Origin of the sequence: Stappia albiluteola (assembly GCF_014050225.1) — a bacterium.
GTDB classification, from domain to species: Bacteria; Pseudomonadota; Alphaproteobacteria; order Rhizobiales; family Stappiaceae; genus Hongsoonwoonella; species Hongsoonwoonella albiluteola.
On the sequence record NZ_JACFXV010000054.1, the window covers coordinates 146,016 to 168,072 of the forward strand.

Genomic DNA, 22,057 nt, shown 5'->3' on the forward strand with positions numbered 1-22,057 from the left:
TCCTTATTTCACCGCGCCGAAGGTCAGACCGCGCACGAGCTGGCGCTGGGAGAACCAGCCGAGCACGAGGATCGGTGCGATCGCGAGGGTCGAGGCGGCGGAAAGCTTGGCCCAGAAAAGGCCTTCGGGGCTGGAATAGGAGGCGATGAAGGCGGTGAGCGGTGCCGCCTTGGCAGCGGAAAGGTTCAGCGTCCAGAAAGCCTCGTTCCAGGCGAGGATGATGTTGAGAAGCATGGTGGAGGCGATGCCGGGAACGGCCATCGGCGCCAGCACGTAGACGATCTCCTTGGCGAGAGAGGCACCGTCCATGCGGGCCGCTTCGAGAATGTCGCCGGGAATTTCCTTGAAGTAGGTGTAGAGCATCCAGACGATGATCGGCAGGTTGATCAGCGTCATGACGATGGTCAGTCCAAGCCTCGTATCAAGCAGGTTCCAGTCCCGGAAGATCAGGTAGATCGGCACCAGCACGCCCACCGGCGGCAGCATCTTGGTGGAGAGCATCCACATCAGGATGTCCTTCGTCCGCTTTGTGGGCGAGAAGGCCATCGCCCAGGCGGACGGAATGGCGATCAGCAGTCCGAGGATCGTGGATCCGAAGGAGATCACCACCGAATTCATGGCGTGCTTGAAATAGTCGGACCGGCTTTGCACTTCCGAGTAGTTCTCCGTCGTCCAATCGAAGAAGAGGAGCGAGGGCGGGCTTGCGATCGCTTCGCCCTCCGTCTTGAAGCTGGTCAGGAAGGTCCACAGGATCGGGAAGAAGATCGCGAGGCCGATCGTCCAGCCGATGAGGGTGAAGAACGCCTTTCGGCGGGGAGAGATTGCGCGGGCCATCGTTCACGCCTCCAGGTTCTTGCCGATGAGGCGGATGAGGAAGAAGGCGACGATATTGGCCAGGATCACCGCGATGATGCCGCCCGCCGATGCGCCGCCCACGTCGAACTGCAACAGCGCCTGCGTGTAGACGAGATAGGTGATGTTGGTCGATTGCGTACCCGGGCCGCCGCTCGTCGTCACCAGGATTTCGGCGAAGACGGAGAGCAGGAAGATCGTCTCGATCAGGATCACGACGGTGATTGCGCGCGCCAGATGCGGCAGCACGATATAGACGAACTTCGAGAAGAAGCCGGCGCCGTCCATTTCGGCGGCTTCCTTCTGCTCCTCGTCGAGCGACTGCAATGCGGTGAGCAGGATCAGGGTGGCAAAGGGCAGCCACTGCCAGGCCACCATCATCGTGATCGAAAACAGGGGAAGGCTTGCCAGCCAGTCCACCGGCTCCAGGCCGAAGAGCTTCCAGACATAGGCGAAGAGCCCGTAGACCGGATGCATGAACATGTTCTTCCACACGAGCGCCGAGACGGTCGGCATCACGAAGAACGGGGCGATCACCATCAGCCGCACGATGCCCTGGCCGAAAAACGGCTGGTCGAGCAGCAGCGCCAGCATGGTGCCGCCGATGACGGTGATCAGCAGCACGCCGCCGACGAGCAGCAGCGTATTGACCAATGCGTCGCCAAAGGCCGGATCGGTCAGAAAATACTTGTAGTTGAAGAAGCCGACCCATTCCTCGAGCCCCGGCGTCAGCAGGTTGTAGCGCAGGAACGAGAAATAGAGCGTCATCGCCAAGGGAACGGCCATCCACACCAGCAGCATGATGACGGCGGGCGCCATCATCAGCCGGGCGGAAGAGCGGGTATGCAAGGTTGCCATCGGTCGTCCCGCTGTAAAGGAAGTAAGGAAAAAATCGGGCCCGCCGTTTCGGGAGTGGTCCGCAGCCGGAAAATCCGGCCGCGAACCGTCCCTGCCATCGGGAGTACTTCCCCGTTTATCCGCCGCAGGCTTCGAGGCCTGCGGCGGAAAGGTGGGGCAGGCGGGCGGGCCCAAGTTGCTTCGCGGTTTGTCCGGACCGTCCTTTGTGCCTCTCCCGGGGCGGGACCGACACGGCATGGACATCCGAAACTTGATACTCCGGCTTCCCGCGCCTGCCGGCCGGTAAAGATCGGCAGGCGCGGCTTGTCCGGATCGGCCGATTACTTGATGTAACCACCCTTGGTCATTTCACGCGTCGTCAGTTGCTGCGCATTGGCGAGCGCCTGGTCGACGGAGACCTGACCGGCGAGCGCGGCCGAGAACTGCTGGCCGACCGCCGTGCCGATGCCCTGGAATTCGGGAATGGCGACGAATTGCACGCCGACATAAGGCACGGGCTTCACGCTCGGCTTGGTCGGGTCCGCGGCGTTGATCGACTGGAGCGTCATCGCGGCGAAAGGCGCGGCCTTCTGGTATTCCGGGTTCTCATAGAGCGAGGTCCGGGTTCCCGGAGGCACGTTGGCCCAGCCTTCCTTGGAGGCGACGAGGTCGAGATAGCCCTTGCCGGTTGCCCAGGCGATGAACTTCTCGGCCGCTTCCTGCTTCTGGGAGCCGGCCGGGATCGCCAGCGACCAGGCCCACAGCCAGTTGCCGCGCTTGCCGAGGCTGTTGTCCGGGGCCAGAGCGAAGCCGACCTTGTCGGCGACCTGGCTTTCCTTCGGATTGGTCACGAAGGAGGCTGCCACCGTCGCGTCGATCCACATGCCGCACTTGCCGGACTGGAACAGCGCCAGGTTCTCGTTGAAGCCGTTGGAGGAAGCGCCCGGAGGGCCGGCTTCCTTCATCAGGTCGACGTAGAAGCCGAGCGTGTCCTTCCATTCGGGCTGGTCGAACTGCGGCTGCCAGTTCTCGTCGAACCAGCGCGCGCCGAAGGAGTTGGACATGGCCGTCAGGAAGGCCATGTTCTCGCCCCAGCCGGCCTTGCCGCGCAGGCAGATGCCGTAGACCTCGTTTTCCTTGTCGGTCATCTTCCGCGCCGCGTCGGCGATGAAGTCCCAGCTCGGCGCATCCGGCATTTCCAGGCCGGCCTTCGCCATCAGGTCCTTCCGGTACATGACCATCGAGCTTTCGCCGTAGAACGGCGCGGCATAGAGCTTGCCGTCGATCGAAAGGCCGCCGCGGATTGCCGGCAGCAGGTCGTCGACGTCGTAGTCGGAGCCGAGGTTCTCCAGCGGCACCAGCCAGTTCTGCTTGGCCCAGATCGGCACTTCATAGGTGCCGATGGTCATGATGTCGTACTGCCCGCCCTTCGTGGCGATGTCGGTCGTCACCTTCTGGCGAAGGACGTTTTCCTCCATCGTCACCCACTCCAGGTCGATACCCGGATTCTTGGCGGTGAAATCGTCCGCCAGCTTCTGCATGCGGATCATGTCGCCGTTGTTCACGGTGGCGATCGTCAGCGTTTCGGCCTGGGCATAGCCGGCCGCGCCAAGACAGACTGCTCCGAGGAGCAAGGACTTGAGCTTCATGAAATCCTCCCAAGATACCGCTTTGAGCAATTGCCTTGCGGATGGGCAAATACTCACGAATGGCGACGCATAGTCAACCGTGAATCGTTGCTGCGGCGCAGCGAGATCTGCGGCGGTCGGCGAAAACGCGTTTTAGTTCAGTTCGTTAAGTAGGGCCTGGGCGGTCGTCTCGTCGGTGATCAGGCCATTGATGAGCTTGCCCTTGATGGCAGCCCTGATGCCGGGGAGCTTCTTTCCGCCCTTGGCTATGGCGATGACGAGCGACGTGTCGCGGGCAGGAATTGGTGCGCTGGCGACGCGGTCGTTGGTGATCCCGTCGATAAGGCGGCCCTGCGCATCGAATGCCCATCCGACAATCTCGCCGACGGCGCCGGCCTGCTGCAGGGACGCGAGGTCCTGTTCCGAAATGAAGCCGTCCTCGAAGAGCGGGGCCTGGGGGCCGAGGTCGCCGATCCCGACGAAGGTCACGGCGGCCGTCGACGCGAGCTCCAGCGTCGAGCGGATCATTGGCTGGCTGTGAAGCATGCTCCGCTCGCTTTGCGAGGATGCAATCACGGGAAGCGGCATCGGGAACGAGCGCGACTTCACTGTATCGGCCATGGTGAAGACGACGTTGTAATAGGCGGCCGAGCCGTCCGGCGCGATGTTTCCGGTAAGCGAAACCACCTTGTGGCGCGGGCATTCGATGGAAGGAAGCTGCTCGATCGCCGCCTTCAGGGTGCGGCCGGTTCCCATGGCAATCACGACGGGCTCTTCCATGCGCAGCCAGCGTTCGATTTCGGCAGCCGCCGCCTGCGCCACGCCAAGCGTCGTCGAATCGGAATCGGGATCGCTCGGCACCACTTCGCAGCGGACGAGGCCGAAAGAGTCGCGCAGCTGCTTCGCCAGATCCATGCATTGCGCGATTGGATGGTCGATGCGGAACTTCACCAGGCCCTCGGCGACGGCAAGCGAGACCATGCGCTGGGCGGATTGCCGGGATACGCCAAGCTTGGCGGCAATCTGGTCCTGGGTATTGCCGGCCACGTAATAAAGCCAGGCCGCGCGTGCCGCTTCGTCCAGTCGATTGCCGTTCATCGTCATAGGTCGTCTTTCTGTTTGGCGGTAAAGGAGGTCGCACCGACACCTGCCCGCCGAAGCCATGCCACTGATCTTGTTATGCCTGCCATGTGCGGAGCAAGGCAATTTCTCCGGTCGATATTTGCGGCGCCGCGATGTCGGTGGACGATCCTTACGCATGGCCGCGCTGCCAGCCGTTCGAAGGTTGAGGGGGACGGAAGCATAGCTTGCCGAACGGAGTTGCGGAGCGCATTTTGCGATGCAACAATGCGGCAGGAGGCCCTTCCATGACCGGTAAGATCATTACAATCGCCCAGCAGAAGGGCGGTTCCGGAAAGACGACGATCGCCGCGCATCTGGCCGTCTCGCTGATGCTGCGCGGCGCCTATCCGGTGGCGATTCTGGATGTCGATCCCCAAGGCAGCCTCGGCTCGTGGTTCGAGGTGCGCGAAGCCGCTTTTGGCGATCAGGGAACAGGCCTGAGCTTTCGCACCTCCAGCGGCTGGGGCGCGCGGCGCGAGGCCCGCAGCATGGCGCGCGACCACGGTATCGTCATTCTGGATACGCCGCCGAAGACGGATTCGGACGTCAGGCCGTCGATCGAGGTGGCCGATCTTGTCCTTGTCCCGATTCAGCCCACGCCGGTCGATCTTTGGGCGACCGAACAGACGTTGACGATTGCCGACCGGGAAGGCACTCCCGCCATGCTGGTGTTCAATCGCGTGCCGCCACGGGCCGCGCTGACCGCGGAGATGCAGGCTGCGATTGCGGAGAGCCGGTTTCCCCTGGCTGAAGCGCGGGTGGGAAATCGAACCGCGTTCGCCTCCAGCATGGGGCTGGGAAAAACGGTGGTCGAGACGGAGCCTTCCGGCAAGGCGAGCGCCGAAACCGATGCCCTCCTGGCGGAAGTGCTCAGGTCACTGGAAAGATAGCGAAGGGGCGCGGGCGTTCAGCTCAAAGAAATCCGCCTGCCGGTCCAGTGGACGCAAGACAACCTGGAAACGGCAGGCGATTTTTCAGTTTTTGTATTCCGCGCTTGTTCGGCCGATGGGGCACGCGGTTGTTTTTCGACGCCGCGGCTGGGCTCGATTGAGAGCAGGCTGACGATCTGCCCCTCATCGATGTCCGCGACCCGCCATCCAACAAACAAGGGTTGTGCCACTTTCGCGAGATTTGCATCGCGGATTCCAGTTCGTTGAAATCATTGCAAATTTTCAAACATCGCCGCGGCGAGAGGGCCTGCCTGGAGGTTTCCGGTCCCTGCTTTTTTGCAATTCGCGAAGTTTCTCCCGTTGCAAAATGCGAAATTTCGGCGTGAAGTTGTATTTCGCGAAAAAATTGCATGGCGGGCAGGCGCCCACGGATCGCCATGGGATAGTCCCTGAAATTGGGCTTTATGGACCGGATTTAGCCACAAAACTCGGTACTGCTGGTATTCGGCAGCTTCCCCGTGTCAAGGGGTTGTGTGAAGAACGACAGCCCGGAGGTGCAGATGGCGAAACGGTGTTGGCATTCGGGCAGGCGATATTCGCTGCTGGCCTGCGGCTTGCCCGTACATCTTGCCCTGCTGCCGGCCATCGCCCATGCGGCGGACACCCAAATCCCTGCATCCGGCGGTCAGGCCGGCGTCTTCGCCCTGGCCGACCTGATGGTTCCCGGCCTTGGGCTCGCATTGCTGATGCTTGGCTTCGGCCTCGGCATAGCGCATTCCAGATGGCGCCTTGCCTGCCGCCTTCGCGAAGAGGAAAGCCGCCGGCTCACCGATATTGAAATGCCCCGCCGGCGGGCCGAGGACAGGGAAGCCCGCCTGCAGGCCATCCTCGACTGGATGGGCGAGGGGCTCGTCACCTTCGACGAACTTGGGAAGATCGAATTCGTCAATCCGGCGATCGAGAGGATGTTTCGCTGTTCGGGGACGGAATTGGTTGGTGCCGGTATCAGCCGCCTGGTTCCGGTCGAGCGGCGCGATCTGTTGAAGATCGTCGCCGCCAAACCTCCTGCGAGCGGTGTCGCGGTAGCAATCGACGCGGAAGGCGTGCGGGGGGAGGGAGAATACTTCCCCTTGGAAATATCGCTCACCGAGTACCGTTTTGGCGGCAGGCGTCTCTTTGCCGCCCTGTTTCGGGATGTGTCCGAACGCCGGACCGCTGAAAACCGCGTGCATGAAGCCGAGGCGCGGCTGCGGGAGGCGATCGAGTTTCTCCCCGATGCCTTCGTCCTGTATGACGCCGACGATCGCCTCGTCATCTGTAACGAGCGCTACCGCGAACTCTACCGTACAAGCGCCGACCTGATCGTGCCCGGAATGCGGTTCGAGCACATCATCCGCCAGGGCGCCAATCGCGGGCAGTACCGCATTCCCGAGGGAGATCGGGAGGCCTGGATAAGGCGGCGGATGGACATGCACCGCAACCCGCCCGAGGAGCCGCTGGAACAAAATCTCGATGACGGGCGCTGGCTGCGCGTCTTCGAGCGGCGCATGCCCGACGGGCGCACGGTCGGTTTCCGCATCGATATTACCGAGTTGAAACTGCGCCAGGCGGAACTGGAACGAAGCGAAGGCAGGCTCAGGGCGCTGGTTTCCGGCGCGCTGGATGCAATCATCATCCTCGATGAAGCCTGCCATGTGGTCGATTTCAATCCCGCCGCCGAGCGGATTTCCGGTTATCGCCGCGACGAGATCGTCGGGAGACCGGTGGTCGGCACGCTGGTGCCCGAGCGGCATCGCGAAATGGCCGAGGCTCGATTCCGCCGCATCATGAACGAGGAGGGGGGAAGCGAGGCGGATCGGCGCATCAACTCCAGGGCCCGTCGCCGCGACGGTTCGGAGTTTCACTGCGAAATCGCGATGAATTGCGCCATGGGTCCGAACGGCAAGTTGTTGATCGCCTTCGCGCGGGACGTCACGGAGGAGCGCGCCAAGGCTGCCGCGCTTCAGGAGGCGAAGATCAGGGCGGAGGACGCCAATCGGGCGAAGGCCAATTTCCTGGCCATGATGAGCCACGAGATCCGAACGCCGCTGAATGCCGTGATGGGTATCCTGGATTTCCTGCGCGACAGCCCGCTGAACTCCCGGCAGCGGAGATATGTTCGCACCGCGACCGATTCCGCGACGGCCCTGCTGAATATCCTCAACGATATCCTCGACCTTTCCCGCCTGGAGGCACGCAGGCTGGATTTCATCAACAAGCCTTTCGCCCCGCGCACGCTAGCCCAGGGCGTTCGCGACCTCTTCATGGCGCGGGCGGAAGAGAAGCGCCTGACCTTTACCGTCACGGTCGATCCCGGCGTGCCTGCGCGCCTGGTGGGCGATGCAGGCCGCATCCGCCAGGTGCTCATCAATCTCGTCGGCAACGCGATCAAGTTTACCGAGGCAGGCAACGTCAATATCCATGTTTCGGCGGCCGATGAACGCGAAGGAAGGGCCAATGTCAGCTTCGTCGTCTCCGACACGGGTCCGGGGATCGCTCCCCAACTGACCGAAGTCGTCTTCCAGAAGTTCACGACGCTCGACAATTCGCGCGCCGGGAACGCGGATGGGGTTGGCCTTGGTCTGGCGATCTGCCGCGAGCTCGTCGAGGGCATGGGCGGCACGATTGCCCTGGAGTCGGCGCTTGGAGAAGGCTGCCGGTTCTCGTTCGCTCTCGATCTTGCGATCGCTGCAAGGCCCCTGGCGGACGAGGACGAGCGCAAGGTTGATTCAGCCGATATCGAGGCGATCGCCGGTGCGCGCGTTCTGCTGGCCGAGGACAATCGCACCAACCGGATGATGACCGTCGACCTGCTCGAGCGCTGGGGCTGCCGCGTCGATTGTGTCGCCGACGGCCGGGAGGCTTTGCAAGCCCTCGACAGGAAGACTTATGACGTCGTTCTGATGGATGTTTCCATGCCTGTGCTCGACGGCGTGTCGGCGACGCAGGCAATCCGGGCCCGCGGCGACAAGGTGGCCGAAATCCCGATCATTGCCTTCACCGCCCACGCCCTGGTGGAGGAACGCGATCGGGCGCTTCAGGCAGGCATGTCGGATTTCGTGACCAAGCCGGTCAGCCCGCCGGACCTGCTCCGCCGGCTTGTGGATGCCTTGCAGCTCAGTCGTGAGGCCGAAGGGGAAAACGCGCCGCTTATCGACCGTGAGGTATTGAAGGACGTCCTCGACAACCTCTCGGGCGAGACACGCAACAGGGTGCTTGCCCAGTTCATGCAGGACATGCGGGAAAAGCGGCAGGACCTCATGACGTGCGGCGGCGATATCGCGAAAGTCGAGCGTGCGACCCACGTATTGAATTCGCTGGCGGGCACTTTCGGGGCCGAGGCCCTTTTCCGATTGTCCGATGAGGCGAATCGAGCGGCTCTCGCCGGCGATGCCGGGGTGCTGGCCGAGGCGCCTCACCTCGTCAATCTGATCGACGCGACCCTGGCGGCGCTTATCGAGGCCCTTGCGATCCTTGAAGCGGACGTAGGGGAAATCGATTGGGATCCGATCCTTTCCAGTCGCGCGTCGTAAAATCGATCAATATCTTATGAGATAGATCAACAGGGCGCGGCGGATTCAATGCTATCCGCGCTTCCGTTCTATGCTGCCGTCCGCGCGTGAATGGAGCCGACCTCATGAACTTTCGTTATGTCATCGTTGCGGTGGCGGTCCTTGCGGTCGGCATTGGCGGTTTCAGCTATATCCAGCGCCTCAGGTCGTCGGACGCACCCGAAGGATTTTACCGGGTGAACGGTCGTATCGAGGTGAACCGCGTCGACGTGGCGGTCAAATATGCCGGACGCGTGGCGGCGATCGAGGTCGACGAGGGCGACATCGTTGCCAAGGGCACCTTCGTCGCGCAGATGGACGCGAGCGAAACCCTGGCGCAGAAGGCTTCCGCCGAAGCGGCTGTTTCGCGCGCCTTGCAGCAATTGTCCGAGGCCAGGGCGACCGTCGAAATCCGCGAGGCGGACCTGCGGCTTGCCGAGGTCAATCTCAAGCGCGCGGCCGGATTGCGGGTTGGCGACACGGTGGCTCAGTCGGAACTCGACCGGCGTCAGGCGGAGCGGGACGTGAAGGCCGCGACACGCGATGCCGCCAGGGCCGCCGTCGGCAGCGCGGAGGCCGCGGTAGAGGCCGCGAAGGCCAATGTGCAGGAAATCTCGGCCGTTCTGGACGATATGCGACTTATTGCGCCCGTTACGGCGCGCGTCGAATATCGCCTCGCCGAACCCGGCGAGGTGCTGGGAGCGGGTGGGCGCGTCCTGACGCTGCTCGATCTGTCCGACGTCTACATGACTGTCTTCGTACCGACGGAATATGTCGGCCGCGTCGCCTATGGCGATGAAGCCCGGGTCGTCTTCGATGCCATTCCCGCCTACGTCTTCCCGGCAACCGTGTCCTTCATTTCCGGCGAGGCGCAGTTCACGCCGAAATACGTCGAAACGGAAGAGGAACGGCAAAAGCTGATGTATCGGGTGAAGCTTCGCTTCGCACCCGATCTTCTCAAGCGCTACCTCGATTACGTGAAGGCGGGCCTGACCGCCGACGCCTATTTGCGTGTCGCGCCGCAGGCGGAGTGGCCGGAAAGCCTGAAACCCAACCTGCCCGAAGCCGGCAGTCAGACGCCGGCAACCGCCGGAGGCAAGGGATGACAGGCGCTGCACCGGTCGTCCTGGCTGAAGGCGTCGGTCACCTTTATGCGAAGACCGTGGCGTTGCAGGCCGTCGACCTGACCGTCTCGCGCGGCGAGGCAATCGGCATCGTCGGGCCGGACGGGGTTGGCAAGTCGAGCCTCCTGTCGCTGATCGCCGGGGTAAAGCGCCTTCAATCCGGAAGGCTGGAGGTCTTCGGCGGTTCGGTGGAGGACGGCGCTCACCGCGATCTCGTTGCAACGCGCATCGCCTTCATGCCGCAGGGGCTCGGCAAGAACCTCTATCCCACACTGAGCGTCCGGGAGAACCTCGACTTCTTCGGCCGCCTCTATGCCGAGACCGCTGCGGAAAGGAGCAGCCGCATCGACCGGCTTCTGGCGGCGACCGGCCTCGCACCCTTCCCGGATCGCCCGGCAGGCAAGCTTTCCGGCGGCATGCGGCAGAAGCTCGCCTTGTGTTGCTCCTTGATCCACGACCCGGACCTCCTGATCCTCGACGAGCCGACGACGGGCGTCGATCCGCTGTCGCGCCGCCAGTTCTGGGAACTGATCGACGGGATCAGGGCCGAGCGGCCGTCGATGACCGTGCTTGTCGCGACCGCCTACATGGAAGAGGCGTCCCGCTTCCAGCGTCTGATCGCAATGAACGAGGGCCGCATTCTTGCCGATGGTCCGGTGTCGGAAATCCTGCGGCAGACCGGTGCCAGGACGCTTGAGCGCGCCTATGTCGCCCTGTCCTCCGGCAACGGCAACGACGACGGCGGGCAGGATTTCGAGATTCCGCCGCGTATCGAGCATGACGGCCCGCCGGCCATTCGGGCAAACGGACTGACGCGCCGCTTCGGTTCGTTCACCGCCGTCGATCACGTCAGCTTCGAGATCGGCAAGGGCGAGATCTTCGGCTTCCTCGGCTCGAACGGCTGCGGCAAGACGACCACCATGAAGATGCTCACCGGCCTGCTGGAGGCAAGCGAGGGGACCGCGGAGCTGCTGGGTCATCCGGTCGACGCGCGCGACATCTCGGTCCGCATGCGCGTTGGATACGTGTCCCAGTCCTTTTCGCTCTATGAAGAGCTGTCGGTGGAGGCCAACCTTGCGCTTCACGCCCGTCTCTACCGGCTTTCCGACAAGCTTGCCGCAGAGCGTATCGCCGATGCGATGGAGCGTTTCGGACTCGCGCCATTCGCGAAGATATCGCCGTTGCGCCTGCCGCTCGGCATCCGCCAGCGCCTGCAACTGGCGGCCGCCTGCCTGCATCGGCCGGAAATGCTCATTCTCGACGAGCCCACCTCCGGCGTCGATCCTTCGGCGCGCGATCTGTTCTGGAGGTTCCTGATCGACCTGTCGCGCAACGACGGCGTGACGATCTTCATTTCCACCCATTTCATGCACGAAGCCGAGCGCTGCGACCGCATCTCCTTGATGCATGCCGGACGAGTGCTCGCGGTGGGCACCCCGGCCGAGCTTGTCGCCGCCCGGGACGCCGACAGCCTCGATGCCGCCTTCATCAGTTATCTGGAGGAATTCGACGGCGGCGAAGGTGGAGCCGGAAGCGCCGGCGAACCCGGCGCCTCGCTCACGGAGGCTGAAGAAATAACCGGAAAGGCAGCCCTGGTGGGCCTTCGGCGCGTCCGCGCCTTTGCCCTGCGCGAGGCTCTCGAACTCATCCGCGACCCGATCCGGCTGTCCTTCGCCCTTCTCGGGCCGTTGCTGCTGATGGTCGCGATGGCCTACGGCATCTCCTTCGACGTGGAAGACGTTTCCTTTGCCACCCTCGACCGCGACCGGACGGTGGAAAGCCGGGAACTGGTCGAGAATTTCCGGGGATCGAGATATTTCGCCGAGAAAGCCGATCTCGCGACGGCCGACGAAATCGCCGGCCGCCTGCAATCGGGCGACGTCCAGCTCGTCATCGATATCCCGCCACGCTACGGCTCCGACCTTCTGGCCGGGCGGCGGCCCGAGGTGGCGTTCCTCATCGACGGCAGCAACCCGTTTCGCGCCGAGACGATCCGGGGCTATCTGAGCGGCGTCGTGCTCACCTATCTGCAGGCGCGCGCCCGGAGCGAGCACGGCAACAGCCTCGGCGGGCTGCCGATCAACATCGAGCCGCGGTTCCGCTACAACCAGGCATTCCTCTCCGTCTACGCGATCACGCCCGGTACGATCATGCTGCTGCTGGTGATGATCCCGGCCATGCTTACCGCCGTCGGCGTGGTGCGGGAAAAGGAGCTCGGTTCGATCCTCAACCTCTATGCCGCGCCGGCAAGCGTGCTGGAGTTCCTGATCGGCAAGCAGTTGCCCTATATCGCCGTCGGCATGGCCGCCTATGCGCTTCTTCTCTCCGCCGCCTGGGTGCTGTTCGGCGTCACGGTCAACGGCTCCTTTCTCGGGCTGACCCTTGGCGCGTTTTTCTACGTCTTCGCGGCGACGGCCTTCGGGCTGCTGATTTCAAGCTTCGTGACCTCGCAGATGGCGGCGATCTTCGCCACCGCGATCCTTTCCATCATCCCGGCGATCAATTTCTCCGGCTTTCTCTATCCGACCGCCAATCTGGAAGGCCCCGCCGCCGTCATCGGCCTCTTCTTTCCGTCCTCATGGTTCCAGACCGTGAGCATCGGCAATCTGGCAAAGGGAATGGGCTTCCTGCAGTTCGTGCCGGAATACGCGGCTCTTTTTGCCTTCGGCATCGTCTTTCTCGCCCTGGCGCGCCTGGTGCAGGCCAAACAGGAGACATGAGCGATGCGCTGGCTTCTCAACGTTTACTGGCTGGGACGCAAGGAATTCGCCTCGCTCGCCCGCGACACGGTGATGCTGTTTCTCATCGTCTACGTCTTTTCCGTAGCCGTCTATGTCGTGGCGAAGGGCGTGCAGACCGATGTCAAGAACGCCTCCATCGCCATTGTCGACGAGGACCGCTCGCTGCTCTCCCGCCAGATCGCCGATGCATTTCTCCAGCCCTATTTCAAGGAGGCGGTGACGATCCGGCGCGACGCGATCGACACCGTGATGGATCGCGGACTGCATACATTCGTCGTCGATATCCCGCCCGATTTCGAGGCCGATATCCTCGCCGGGCGCGAGACCAGCCTGCAGATCAACGTCGATGCGACGGCGATGACCCAGGCCGGCAACGGTTCGACCTATATCTACGAGATCGTCACGCAGGAGCTGACGAACTTCCTCAACGAGCGGGAACTGGCGGCAATCCTGCCCGTCGATGTGGTCGTCCGCGCCTGGTTCAATCCGAACCTCGATCCCGTCTGGTTCAACTCGGTGATGCAGATCATCCAGAACCTGACGATCCTGTCGATCGTGCTGGTGGGCGCCGCTGTCATCCGCGAGCGCGAGCATGGCACGGTGGAGCACCTGCTGGTGATGCCGGTCCGGCCGAGCGAAATCGCCTTCGCCAAGGTCTGGGCCAACGGCTCGGCGATCCTGTTCGCGACCTTTCTGTCGCTGCTCCTGATGGTGCGTGGGGTTCTCGGCGTGCCGGTGCAGTCGGGTGGCGCGCTCTTTTTCGCCGGTGCGGCGATCTATATCTTCGCGATCACGTCGCTCGGCATCCTGCTCGGCACCATTGCCCGGTCGATGCCGCAATTCGGGCTTCTGGCGATGCCCACATTCGTGATCATGAACATGCTGTCGGGCGCCATGACGCCGCCGGAAGGCATGCCCGAGCCGTTGTTCTACGCCATGCACGTATCGCCGACGCTGCATTTCGTCGCCTTCGCGCAGGCCATTCTGTATCGCGGTGCGGGGATCGCGACGGTCTGGCCCCAGATCGTCGGCATGGCCGCAACCGGCATTTTCTTCATGGCACTGGCGCTCGCCCGTTTCCGGGCAATGCTGGCGACGCAAGGCTGACGGGCCTTGGCGGCGTCATCAATGCATGCTCTTGTTACGTAAAGAGAGATCGGCGCAAAGCCGAACCGGGGAGAGGTAGTCATGCTCAAGCCGACCATCTTCGCAACCGTGATCGCGGGCGCCGCAATTCTTTTCGGGGCGACGCTTCCCGGTGCCGTTCAGGCGCAGGAGCGCCGCATCGTCACGGTGGAGGATGCGGACTATTTCGGTGCCGATTTCGAAACGCTGAAGGATGTCGATCTCGAAGCCTGCAAGGCGTCCTGTCTCGACAACCGGATGTGCCGCGCCTTCACCTATAATGTGCAGGCCCGCTGGTGCTTCCTGAAATCCGATATCGGCAATCTTCAGTCCTTTGCCGGCGCGGTTGCCGGCCGTGTCGTCGAGATCGAAGCTGCTGCCAGCGTTTCGCTCGACCAGCGCGAGCAGGAACTCGCCTTCGTGTCGCAGCCGTTCCGGGATGAAGCGAAACGGCTTTCCCGCCAGCTTCCGCGTCTTTTCAATCCGGGCGGCGAAACGCTCGCCTCTCTTCGCCAGCAGGGATATGGCGCGCTGGGCCAGAGCCTGAATTCGGAAGCGCAACGCGCCTTCAGCCAGGCGCTTGTGCTTGCTCCCGAAGACTACGACCTCTGGCGCGGACTGACCTTCTCCCTGCTGCGGCAGGAGCCTTCCGACTGGCAGCTGCGAGAGGAAGTCTACGAGCTTGGTACGTCCGCCGCGCAGAACGCCTATCTGCGGTCCCGCGCCTCCGCCGAACAGGCGGAAGCGCTCGATCTTCTGGGCTCGGCCCTGTCCCGCCGTCAGGCGTGGAAGCCGGTAATCAAGGCCTGGCGCCAGGCCCTTGCCCTGGACGAGCGGCCGGGCCTCAGGGAGCGGCTGCAGCGCATGGTGGACGAGCACGGCTTCCGCATCCTCGACCATCAGGTCGATTCCGATGCCGCGAACCCGCGCATCTGCGTGGTCTTTTCCGACGATCTGCCGCGAAATTCGGACATGTCCGCCTTCGTCCGTGTCACGGGCGAGGGCGCTGTCGCCGTCGAGGCGGAAGGCTCGCAGGTCTGCGTCGACGGCGTCAGGCACGGCGCGCGCTACAGCCTTCTCATTCGGTCCGGATTGCCCGCCGCCGATGGCGAGACGCTCGAAAGGACGGCGGAGCTGAACGTCTACGTGCGTGACCGCACGCCGTCGGTACGTTTCCTCGGCCGCGCCTATGTGCTGCCGGCCGGCAAGGACGCCACCATCCCGATCGTTTCGGTCAATACCGGCGAGGTCGAGACGGAGATCTACCGCATCGGCGACCGCGCCCTTGCCTCGGCCCTGCGCGACCGCAAGTTCCTCGTCCAGCTCGACGGCTATACCGCCGGCCAGGTGCGCGAGGACTATGGCGAGGCGGTGTGGAAAGGCGTCGTCGAAACCCGCTCCGAGCTCAATACCGACGTAACCACCGCCATCCCGCTCGACGATATCGGCCTTGAGAAGAAGCCCGGCATCTATGCGATGACGGCGCGCGCCAGGAACGACAAGGCATCCCAATGGGGGCCGTGGGCGACGCAATGGTTCCTGGTTTCCGACCTGGGGCTTGCCACCTATTCCGGTTCGGATGGCATCACCGCCTCCGTTCGCTCGCTGGCGAGCGCCGGCGCTGTCGAGGGCGCGAACATCCGCCTTGTCGCCGTCAATAACGAAATCCTTGGCGCGGCGCGGACCGATGCGCAGGGCTTCGCCCGCTTCGCGCCGGGCCTGGCGCGCGGGCGGGGCGGACAGGCGCCGGCCCTGCTTGTCGCGGAAACGGAAGTCGGCGACTACGCGTTCCTCGACCTCGGCAAACCCGCCTTCGATCTGTCCGATCGCGGCGTCGAGGGTCGCCCGGCCGCCGGACCCATCGATATCTTCGCCTGGACGGAGCGCGGCGTATACCGGCCGGGTGAGACGGTTCATGCCTCCGCGCTTGCGCGCGACGGCAAGGCCGATGCGCTTGGCGGTCTGCCGCTGACCTTCGTCTTTGAGCGCCCGGACGGCGTCGAGCATGCCCGAATGCAGGTCGCCGACGAGGGTCTTGGGGGCCGCTCGCACGCGCTGCACCTGCCGGCGGCGATCCAGCAGGGAGCCTGGACGCTGAAGGTCTATGCCGATCCGAAAGGCCAGCCCGTCGCCGAGAAATCGTTCCTGGTGGAGGATTTCCAGCCGGAACGCGTCGATTTTGACCTTGAGACCGATGTGCAGGCGCTCGATCCGCTGAACCTGCCGCAAATCGCCATCGATGCTCGCTTCCTCTATGGCGCACCGGCTGCCGGTCAGCGGTTGGAAGGCGAGGTGATCGTCAGTCCCTCGCATGAGAGCGATGCCTATCCGGGCTATCGCTTCGGCCTAGAGGACGAGGAAACCTATGCCTCGCGCGCGGCGATCGAGGACGGCAATGCGACCGACGGCGATGGCCGCCTGACCTTCGTGCCGCCCTTGCCGCAGCTTGCCGACACCACCGGCCTCAGGAACGCGGAGATCGTCGCCCGGCTGGTCGAGGCCGGCGGGCGTTTTGTCGAACGCCGCATCACGCTGCCCATCCTTTCCGACGGCCCGCGCATCGGCATCAAGCCCGCCTTCGAGGACGGGGTGGAAGAGGGCGGTCCTGCCGAATTCGACGTGATCGCCATCGGCGCCGACGGTGCGCGCGTTGCCGCCGACGGGCTCGCCTGGACGCTGCTGAAGGTCGACCGCCGCTTCCAGTGGTACCGCGTCGACGGACGCTGGAACTACGAGCCCGTCACCACCACCCGCCGTGTGGCCAATGGAACGCTGGACGTTGCGCCGGGCGAACCGTCCCGCCTGTCGCTGCCCGTCGAATGGGGCGGCTACCGGCTGGAAATCGTGCGTGACGGCGCGGACTCGATGGCGACCAGCATCTCCTTCAACGCCGGCTGGTATGTGTCCTCCGCGTCGTCCGAGACGCCGGATTTCCTGGACGCCGGCCTCGACAAGCCGCGCTACCGGGTCGGCGAGACGGCCCTCCTGCGCCTGAAGCCGCGCTTCGACGGTACCGCCGTAGTCAACGTCCTGTCGGATCGCCTGATCGCCACGAAGGTCGTCGAGGTCACCGGCGATAGTGCCGAGGTGCCGCTGGAGGTGACGGAGGAGTGGGGCGCGGGCGCCTATGTCACCGCAGCCCTCTACCGCCCGATGGATATCGAGGCGAACCGCATGCCGGCCCGCGCCATCGGCCTGCAATGGCTCGGCGTCGACCCGCAGGATCGCGCGCTTGAGGTCAGCCTCGACGCTCCGGAAAGGATCCTGCCGCAAACGACGCTCGATGTCGGCATCCGCATCGCCAATCTGTCGGCGGGCGAGGAGGCCTATCTGGCCCTCGCTGCCGTCGATGTCGGCATTCTCAACCTGACCGGCTATCGGGCGCCCGATCCCGAAGCATGGTATTTCGGCCAGCGCCGCCTCGGCATGGACCTGCGCGACCTCTACGGCCAGCTGATCGACCGCACCGCCGGCGAACGGGGCAGGGTGCGTTCGGGCGGCGACGGCGTGGGCCTGCGCCCCGGCGCTCCGCCGCCGCAGGAAGCGCCGCTTGCGCTGTTCTCCGGCATCGTCGCCGTCGACGACAATGGCGAGGCGCAGGTTTCCTTCGACATTCCCGACTTCAACGGTACCGTGAAGCTGATGGCGGTTGCCTGGAGCGCCAGGGGCGTCGGCAATGCTGAGCGCGACGTGATTTCCCGCTCGCCCGTCGTGCTGAGCGCTTCCCTGCCGCGTTTCCTTGCTCCCGGCGACCGCTCGCGCCTGCTGGTGGAGATCGACAATGTCGATGGTCCAGCGGGCGACTACAGCGTCTCCGCCTCCGTCACCGGTCCGTTGCTGGTCGACGACGGCAGGACGTCGCGCAGCCTCGCGCTCGATGCGAAGGCCCGCGATACGCTTCGCCTGCCCATCGTGGCCGGCAGCGAGGAGGGTGACAGTGAGCTTGTCGTCACCGTGGAGGGTCCGGACGGCATCCGCGCCGAAAAGCATCTCGCGCTCGGTATCCGCGACACGCAGCCGGACGTGACGCGCCGCTCCTATGTCAGCCTTGCGCCGAACGGCAGCCTGACGCTCGACGCGGATGCCCTGGCGGGGCTGAAACCGGCCTCGGCCAGCGTCAGCCTTTCGGCCGGCAACGCGGCGCGCATCAATATCGCCGGGCTGCTCGATCAGCTCGACCGCTATCCCTATGGCTGCACGGAGCAGCTGACGAGCCGCGCCCTGCCGCTGCTTTATCTCAACGAAGTGGCGGTTTCGGCGGGACTTGCGACGGATGCCGCCATTCGCGAGCGGGTGGAAAGCGCCATCGTCAGCGTCCTCGCCAACCAGTCGTCCAATGGCTCCTTCGGGCTGTGGTCCAGCTTCGGCGACAGCGACACCTGGCTCGACGCCTATGTGACCGACTTCCTGCTCAGGGCGCGCGAGCGCGGCTATGCGGTTGCCGAAGTCGCGCTGTCCTCGGCCCTCGACAATCTGGAAAACCGGATCGCCTATGCCTCCGATTTCCGCGAGGGAGGCGAAGGGATCGCCTATGCGCTCTATGTGCTGGCGCGCTCGGGCAGGGCGTCCATCGGCGACCTGCGCTACTACGCCGACCAGAAGCTAGCCGATTTCGCCACGCCGCTCGCCAAGGGGCAGGTGGGCGCGAGCCTTGCCCTCTACGGCGAAACGGGCCGGGCGGAGCGCGCCTTCGAGACGGCGGTTGTCGATCTCGAAGCCGGTCATTCGCCGCAATCGCGCGACGACTACGGCACGCCGCTCCGCGATGGCGCGGGCCTGCTCGGCTATCTCTCGGCGGCACGGCTGCCGGCCGTCAGTCCGGCGTCGCTCGCCCGCTATGTCGCCGCCCGTCAGGAGACGCGGCAGGCCCTCTCCACGCAGGACATGGCCTGGCTGCTGCTCGCCGCCCACGAACTGCAGGCCGATGCCGGCGCGCTCGACTTCGCCGTCGATGGCACGCCGCTCGGCGGGGCGCTGACGCGCCGCTTCGCCGGCGCCAACCTCGCCGCCAGCCCCGTCAGGGTCGAGAATCGCGGCACCGCGCCGGGGGACGCCCTGATCACGGTCACCGGCAAGCCGCTGGAGCCCGAACCGGCGGGCGGCGAGGGCTTCACCATCGAGCGCGAGGTGTTCGACCTCGACGGCAACCGCATCGATGCCGGCACCGTGGCGCAGAACGCGCGGCTGGTCGTGGTGGTCACGGTCACCGCCGATCTCGATGCCAACGGGCGCCTGCTTGTGGTCGATCGCCTGCCCGGCGGCATCACCATCGACAATCCGCGTCTGGTGCGCGCGGGCGATCTCGGCGGCCTCGACTGGCTCGATCCGCTCTCGGAGGTCGAACATGCGGAGTTTCGCGACGACCGCTTCGCGGTGGCCATCGACCAGCGCCGCGTGAGCGGCGACCGCTACACATTCGCCTATCTCGCCCGCGCCTCCACTCCGGGAACCTATGCCCATCCGCCCGCAACGGTGGAGGACATGTACCGGCCGGAGCGGGCGGCGCGGACGGCGAGCGGCACCTTCGAGATCGTCGGGCCGGACAGGTAAGCCATGGCACGGCTGCGGCGGAAGGGCTGGCGGAAGGCAGGACAGACAACCCTGATCGGCCTTGCCGTGCTCGTCGCCCTGTCGGCCGCCGGATATGCCGTCCTCGACCGCGCCGTTCGCGAGGCGGATCCTCTCGCGGAAGCGGGCCGGATCTCGCATTCGCGCATGGTCGTCGACCGTGAGGGACATCTGCTGCGGGCCTTCCAGACGGCGGATGACCGCTGGCGGCTGCCGCTTGCGGTGGATGAGGTCGATCCGCTCTTCTTCCGCATGCTGCTTGCCTATGAAGATCGCCGTTTCGACAGCCATTCCGGCGTCGATCCGCGTGCTCTCCTGCGCGCGTCGCTGCAGGCGGCGAAAGCGGGCGGCATCGTTTCCGGCGGTTCGACGCTGACCATGCAGGTCGCCCGCCTGCTGAAGGAACGGCCGACCCGCAGCTTCGGTGCCAAGGCGGGGCAGATCGTCGATGCGCTGGCGCTGGAGCGCAGGCTTTCCAAGCAGGAGGTCCTCGGCCTCTACCTGATGCGCGCGCCCTATGGCGGCAATATCGAGGGGTTACGTGCCGCCACGCTCGCCTGGTTCGGCAAGGAGCCCGGCCGCCTGACGCCGGCCGAGGCCGCGCTGCTGGTCGCCTTGCCGCAGGCACCGGAGGCGCGCCGGCCGGACCGGTTTCCGCAGGTCGCAACGCGAGCGCGCGACCGGGTGTTGGACCGCATGGCGCTGGCCGGCGTGCTCTCCCGCGAGGAAGCCGAGGCCGCCAAGCGTGATGGCGTGCCGAAGTATCGCCGCGATGTGCCGATCCTCGCGCCGCATTCCGCCCGCCAGGCGCTGTTGAACGATCCCGCAGCGGACGTGATCCGCCTGACGCTGCAGGCGTCCCTGCAGTCGGCGCTGGAGGGGCTGGCGCATGACCATGCAGCGCGTCTCGGCGGCAAGGTCTCTGCCGCGATCCTCGTTGCCGACCATGCCAGCGGCGAGATCCTCGCCCATGTCGGTTCGGCGGGGCTGCTGGAGGAAGCGCGCCAGGGCCATGTGGACATGAGCGAGGCGGTGCGCTCGCCCGGCTCCGCCTTGAAGCCACTGATCTACGGCCTTGCCTTCGAGGACGGCATTGCCCATCCCGAAAGCCTGATCGACGACCGCCCGTCGACCATTGCCGGCTATAGCCCGGTCAATTTCGACCGCTCCTTCCAGGGCACGGTGACCGTCCGGGAAGCCCTGCAACTGTCGCTCAACGTGCCGGCGGTGAAGCTGCTGGACGCGGTCGGTGCGCCGAAATTCATGAGCCGGCTGCGGGCCGCCGGCGTCAGGCCGCGCCTTTCGGAAGCCGCCCGGCCCGGCCTTGCCATCGGCCTCGGCGGCCTCGGCGTCAGCCTGCGCGAGCTTGTGCGGCTTTATGCGGGCCTTGCGCGCGGTGGCGAACCGGTGGCCCTGCGCGAGATCGCCGAAGATCCTGCGGCCGACACCGCCGACCGGCGAATCATGCAGGCACATGCCGCCTGGTATGTCGGCGACATCCTTTCCGGCACGCCGGCGCCGCACCATGCCATCGGCACGGGCATCGCCTACAAGACCGGCACGTCCTACGGCTATCGCGACGCCTGGGCGGTCGGTTTCGACGGGCGCCATGTCATCGGCGTCTGGCTGGGGCGGGCCGACGGTACGCCGGTTCCCGGAATATCGGGCTTCGATTCGGCCGCACCATTGCTGTTCGAGGCTTTCCAGCGGATCGGGCCGCAGCGTGTCCCGTTGTCGAATCCCCCTGCGGGCGTGCTGGAAGGCGCCTCCGCCAGCCTGCCGCCGCCGCTTCGGCTCGCCCGTGTGGCGGGCAGTCCAGCACCGGGAAACGCTGGCGACGGGCTGGAAATCGCCTATCCGCCGCAAGGCGCGCTGGTCGAACTGGGTCTCGGGCAGGGCGCGGGGTCTGTTCCGCTTGTCGTCAAGATTCGCCGGGGCAAGCCGCCCTTCGTCTGGTTCGCCAATGGCGTTCCGGTGGAAAACGGCACCTTGCGGCGCTCGCTCGCCTGGCTGCCGGACGGGCCGGGCGCCTCCACCATCTCCGTCGTCGATGCGGACGGCGAGGCAGCCAGCGTCAGCGTCACCCTGCGGTGAACGGGAGCGCGGGGTAGGTGGAGACGCCGCTTGGATACGCGGGTCGAGCCCGCGCATGACGAGCCGGGAGGATACGGCAGAAAGGCTGCCGCACACTCTGTCATGCCCACGCAGGTGGGCATCCAGTAACCGCTGGGGTTGAAGGTTCAGCCACTGAGTCTGGTGGCTACTGGATCCCCGGTCGAGCCGGGGATGACATCGGTGTGCCGGGCAGACGCCTGCCTGACTCGCGACCTTCGACTTGACGCACGGCCTCTCCCCCCATCTTCGCCGGGCCCGGAAATGGGGAATGACCCGGCGACCCACGGAAGGCTGCGGCAAGATCAGGCGCCGCCTGGATACGCGGGTCAGGCCCGCGCATGACGAGCCGGGAGGATACGGCAGAAAGGCTGCCACTCACTCTGTCATGCCCACGCAGGTGGGCATCCAGTAACCGCGAAGGCTAGAGATTCAGCCGCCAACGCATGCGTTTACTGGATCCCCGGT

General features: G+C 65.1%; 12 protein-coding genes. 8 read left to right on the forward strand and 4 right to left on the reverse strand.

The window, feature by feature from the left end:
- Positions 1 to 3: 3 nt before the first annotated feature.
- The 4 genes from H2509_RS13115 to H2509_RS13130 all read right to left on the reverse strand — a co-directional run bounded on the left by H2509_RS13115 (position 4) and on the right by H2509_RS13130 (position 4,415).
- Complete coding sequence (locus tag H2509_RS13115; protein WP_182166071.1) at positions 4 to 834, reverse strand: carbohydrate ABC transporter permease; 831 nt, start codon at positions 832 to 834, stop codon at positions 4 to 6.
- A gap of 3 nt (positions 835 to 837) precedes the next feature.
- Complete coding sequence (locus tag H2509_RS13120; RefSeq protein WP_182166073.1) at positions 838 to 1,710, reverse strand: carbohydrate ABC transporter permease; 873 nt, start codon at positions 1,708 to 1,710, stop codon at positions 838 to 840.
- Positions 1,711 to 2,030: 320 nt separating this feature from the next.
- Entirely contained in the window at positions 2,031 to 3,338 is a 1,308-nt protein-coding gene (locus H2509_RS13125) for an ABC transporter substrate-binding protein (RefSeq protein ID WP_182166075.1), read from the reverse strand.
- A gap of 132 nt (positions 3,339 to 3,470) precedes the next feature.
- Positions 3,471 to 4,415: a sugar-binding transcriptional regulator gene (locus H2509_RS13130; protein ID WP_235974922.1), complete on the reverse strand. Its 945-nt coding sequence runs from the start codon at positions 4,413 to 4,415 to the stop codon at positions 3,471 to 3,473.
- A gap of 269 nt (positions 4,416 to 4,684) precedes the next feature.
- On the opposite strand from H2509_RS13130, the gene parA reads away from it, so the two are divergent.
- The 8 genes from parA to H2509_RS13170 all read left to right on the forward strand — a co-directional run bounded on the left by parA (position 4,685) and on the right by H2509_RS13170 (position 22,004).
- Positions 4,685 to 5,329 carry a ParA family partition ATPase gene (parA, locus tag H2509_RS13135; RefSeq protein ID WP_182166079.1) on the forward strand — a complete coding sequence of 215 codons (645 nt, stop codon included), beginning with the start codon at positions 4,685 to 4,687 and terminating at the stop codon, positions 5,327 to 5,329.
- 560 nt (positions 5,330 to 5,889) lie between these two features.
- Entirely contained in the window at positions 5,890 to 8,901 is a 3,012-nt protein-coding gene (locus H2509_RS13140; protein ID WP_182166081.1) for a PAS domain S-box protein, read from the forward strand.
- Between the two features lie 104 nt (positions 8,902 to 9,005).
- Positions 9,006 to 10,025 carry an HlyD family secretion protein gene (locus H2509_RS13145; RefSeq protein ID WP_182166083.1) on the forward strand — a complete coding sequence of 340 codons (1,020 nt, stop codon included), beginning with the start codon at positions 9,006 to 9,008 and terminating at the stop codon, positions 10,023 to 10,025.
- Positions 10,022 to 12,763 (forward strand): ribosome-associated ATPase/putative transporter RbbA, encoded by a 2,742-nt coding sequence (gene rbbA, locus H2509_RS13150; RefSeq protein ID WP_182166085.1) that lies wholly within the window; start codon positions 10,022 to 10,024, stop codon positions 12,761 to 12,763. Before H2509_RS13145 ends, rbbA begins: the two co-directional genes overlap by 4 nt.
- Before the next feature lie 3 nt (positions 12,764 to 12,766).
- On the forward strand, positions 12,767 to 13,891 hold the full coding sequence (locus H2509_RS13155; RefSeq protein ID WP_182166087.1) for an ABC transporter permease: 1,125 nt from the start codon (positions 12,767 to 12,769) through the stop codon (positions 13,889 to 13,891).
- Between the two features lie 81 nt (positions 13,892 to 13,972).
- Positions 13,973 to 19,459, forward strand: coding sequence for an alpha-2-macroglobulin family protein (locus H2509_RS13160; RefSeq protein ID WP_182166089.1), 5,487 nt, complete (start codon positions 13,973 to 13,975; stop codon positions 19,457 to 19,459).
- A 3-nt stretch (positions 19,460 to 19,462) separates the two neighbouring features.
- Positions 19,463 to 21,571 carry a penicillin-binding protein 1C gene (gene pbpC / locus H2509_RS13165; protein WP_182166091.1) on the forward strand — a complete coding sequence of 703 codons (2,109 nt, stop codon included), beginning with the start codon at positions 19,463 to 19,465 and terminating at the stop codon, positions 21,569 to 21,571.
- Between the two features lie 289 nt (positions 21,572 to 21,860).
- Positions 21,861 to 22,004, forward strand: a complete 144-nt coding sequence (locus tag H2509_RS13170) for a hypothetical protein (protein ID WP_182166093.1) — start codon at positions 21,861 to 21,863, stop codon at positions 22,002 to 22,004.
- The last annotated feature ends 53 nt before the right edge of the window (positions 22,005 to 22,057 follow it).

Bases quoted from the DNA above. Each gene is read 5' to 3' on its own strand.
- H2509_RS13145 (WP_182166083.1), top strand. From the start codon at position 9,006: ATGAACTTTCGTTATGTCATCGTTGCGGTGGCGGTCCTTGCGGTCGGC.
- pbpC (WP_182166091.1), top strand. From the start codon at position 19,463: ATGGCACGGCTGCGGCGGAAGGGCTGGCGGAAGGCAGGACAGACAACC.
- rbbA (WP_182166085.1), top strand. From the start codon at position 10,022: ATGACAGGCGCTGCACCGGTCGTCCTGGCTGAAGGCGTCGGTCACCTT.
- H2509_RS13155 (WP_182166087.1), top strand. From the start codon at position 12,767: ATGCGCTGGCTTCTCAACGTTTACTGGCTGGGACGCAAGGAATTCGCC.
- H2509_RS13160 (WP_182166089.1), top strand. From the start codon at position 13,973: ATGCTCAAGCCGACCATCTTCGCAACCGTGATCGCGGGCGCCGCAATT.
- H2509_RS13170 (WP_182166093.1), top strand. From the start codon at position 21,861: ATGACCCGGCGACCCACGGAAGGCTGCGGCAAGATCAGGCGCCGCCTG.
- parA (WP_182166079.1), top strand. From the start codon at position 4,685: ATGACCGGTAAGATCATTACAATCGCCCAGCAGAAGGGCGGTTCCGGA.
- H2509_RS13115 (WP_182166071.1), bottom strand. From the start codon at position 834: ATGGCCCGCGCAATCTCTCCCCGCCGAAAGGCGTTCTTCACCCTCATC.
- H2509_RS13130 (WP_235974922.1), bottom strand. From the start codon at position 4,415: ATGAACGGCAATCGACTGGACGAAGCGGCACGCGCGGCCTGGCTTTAT.
- H2509_RS13120 (WP_182166073.1), bottom strand. From the start codon at position 1,710: ATGGCAACCTTGCATACCCGCTCTTCCGCCCGGCTGATGATGGCGCCC.
- H2509_RS13140 (WP_182166081.1), top strand. From the start codon at position 5,890: ATGGCGAAACGGTGTTGGCATTCGGGCAGGCGATATTCGCTGCTGGCC.
- H2509_RS13125 (WP_182166075.1), bottom strand. From the start codon at position 3,338: ATGAAGCTCAAGTCCTTGCTCCTCGGAGCAGTCTGTCTTGGCGCGGCC.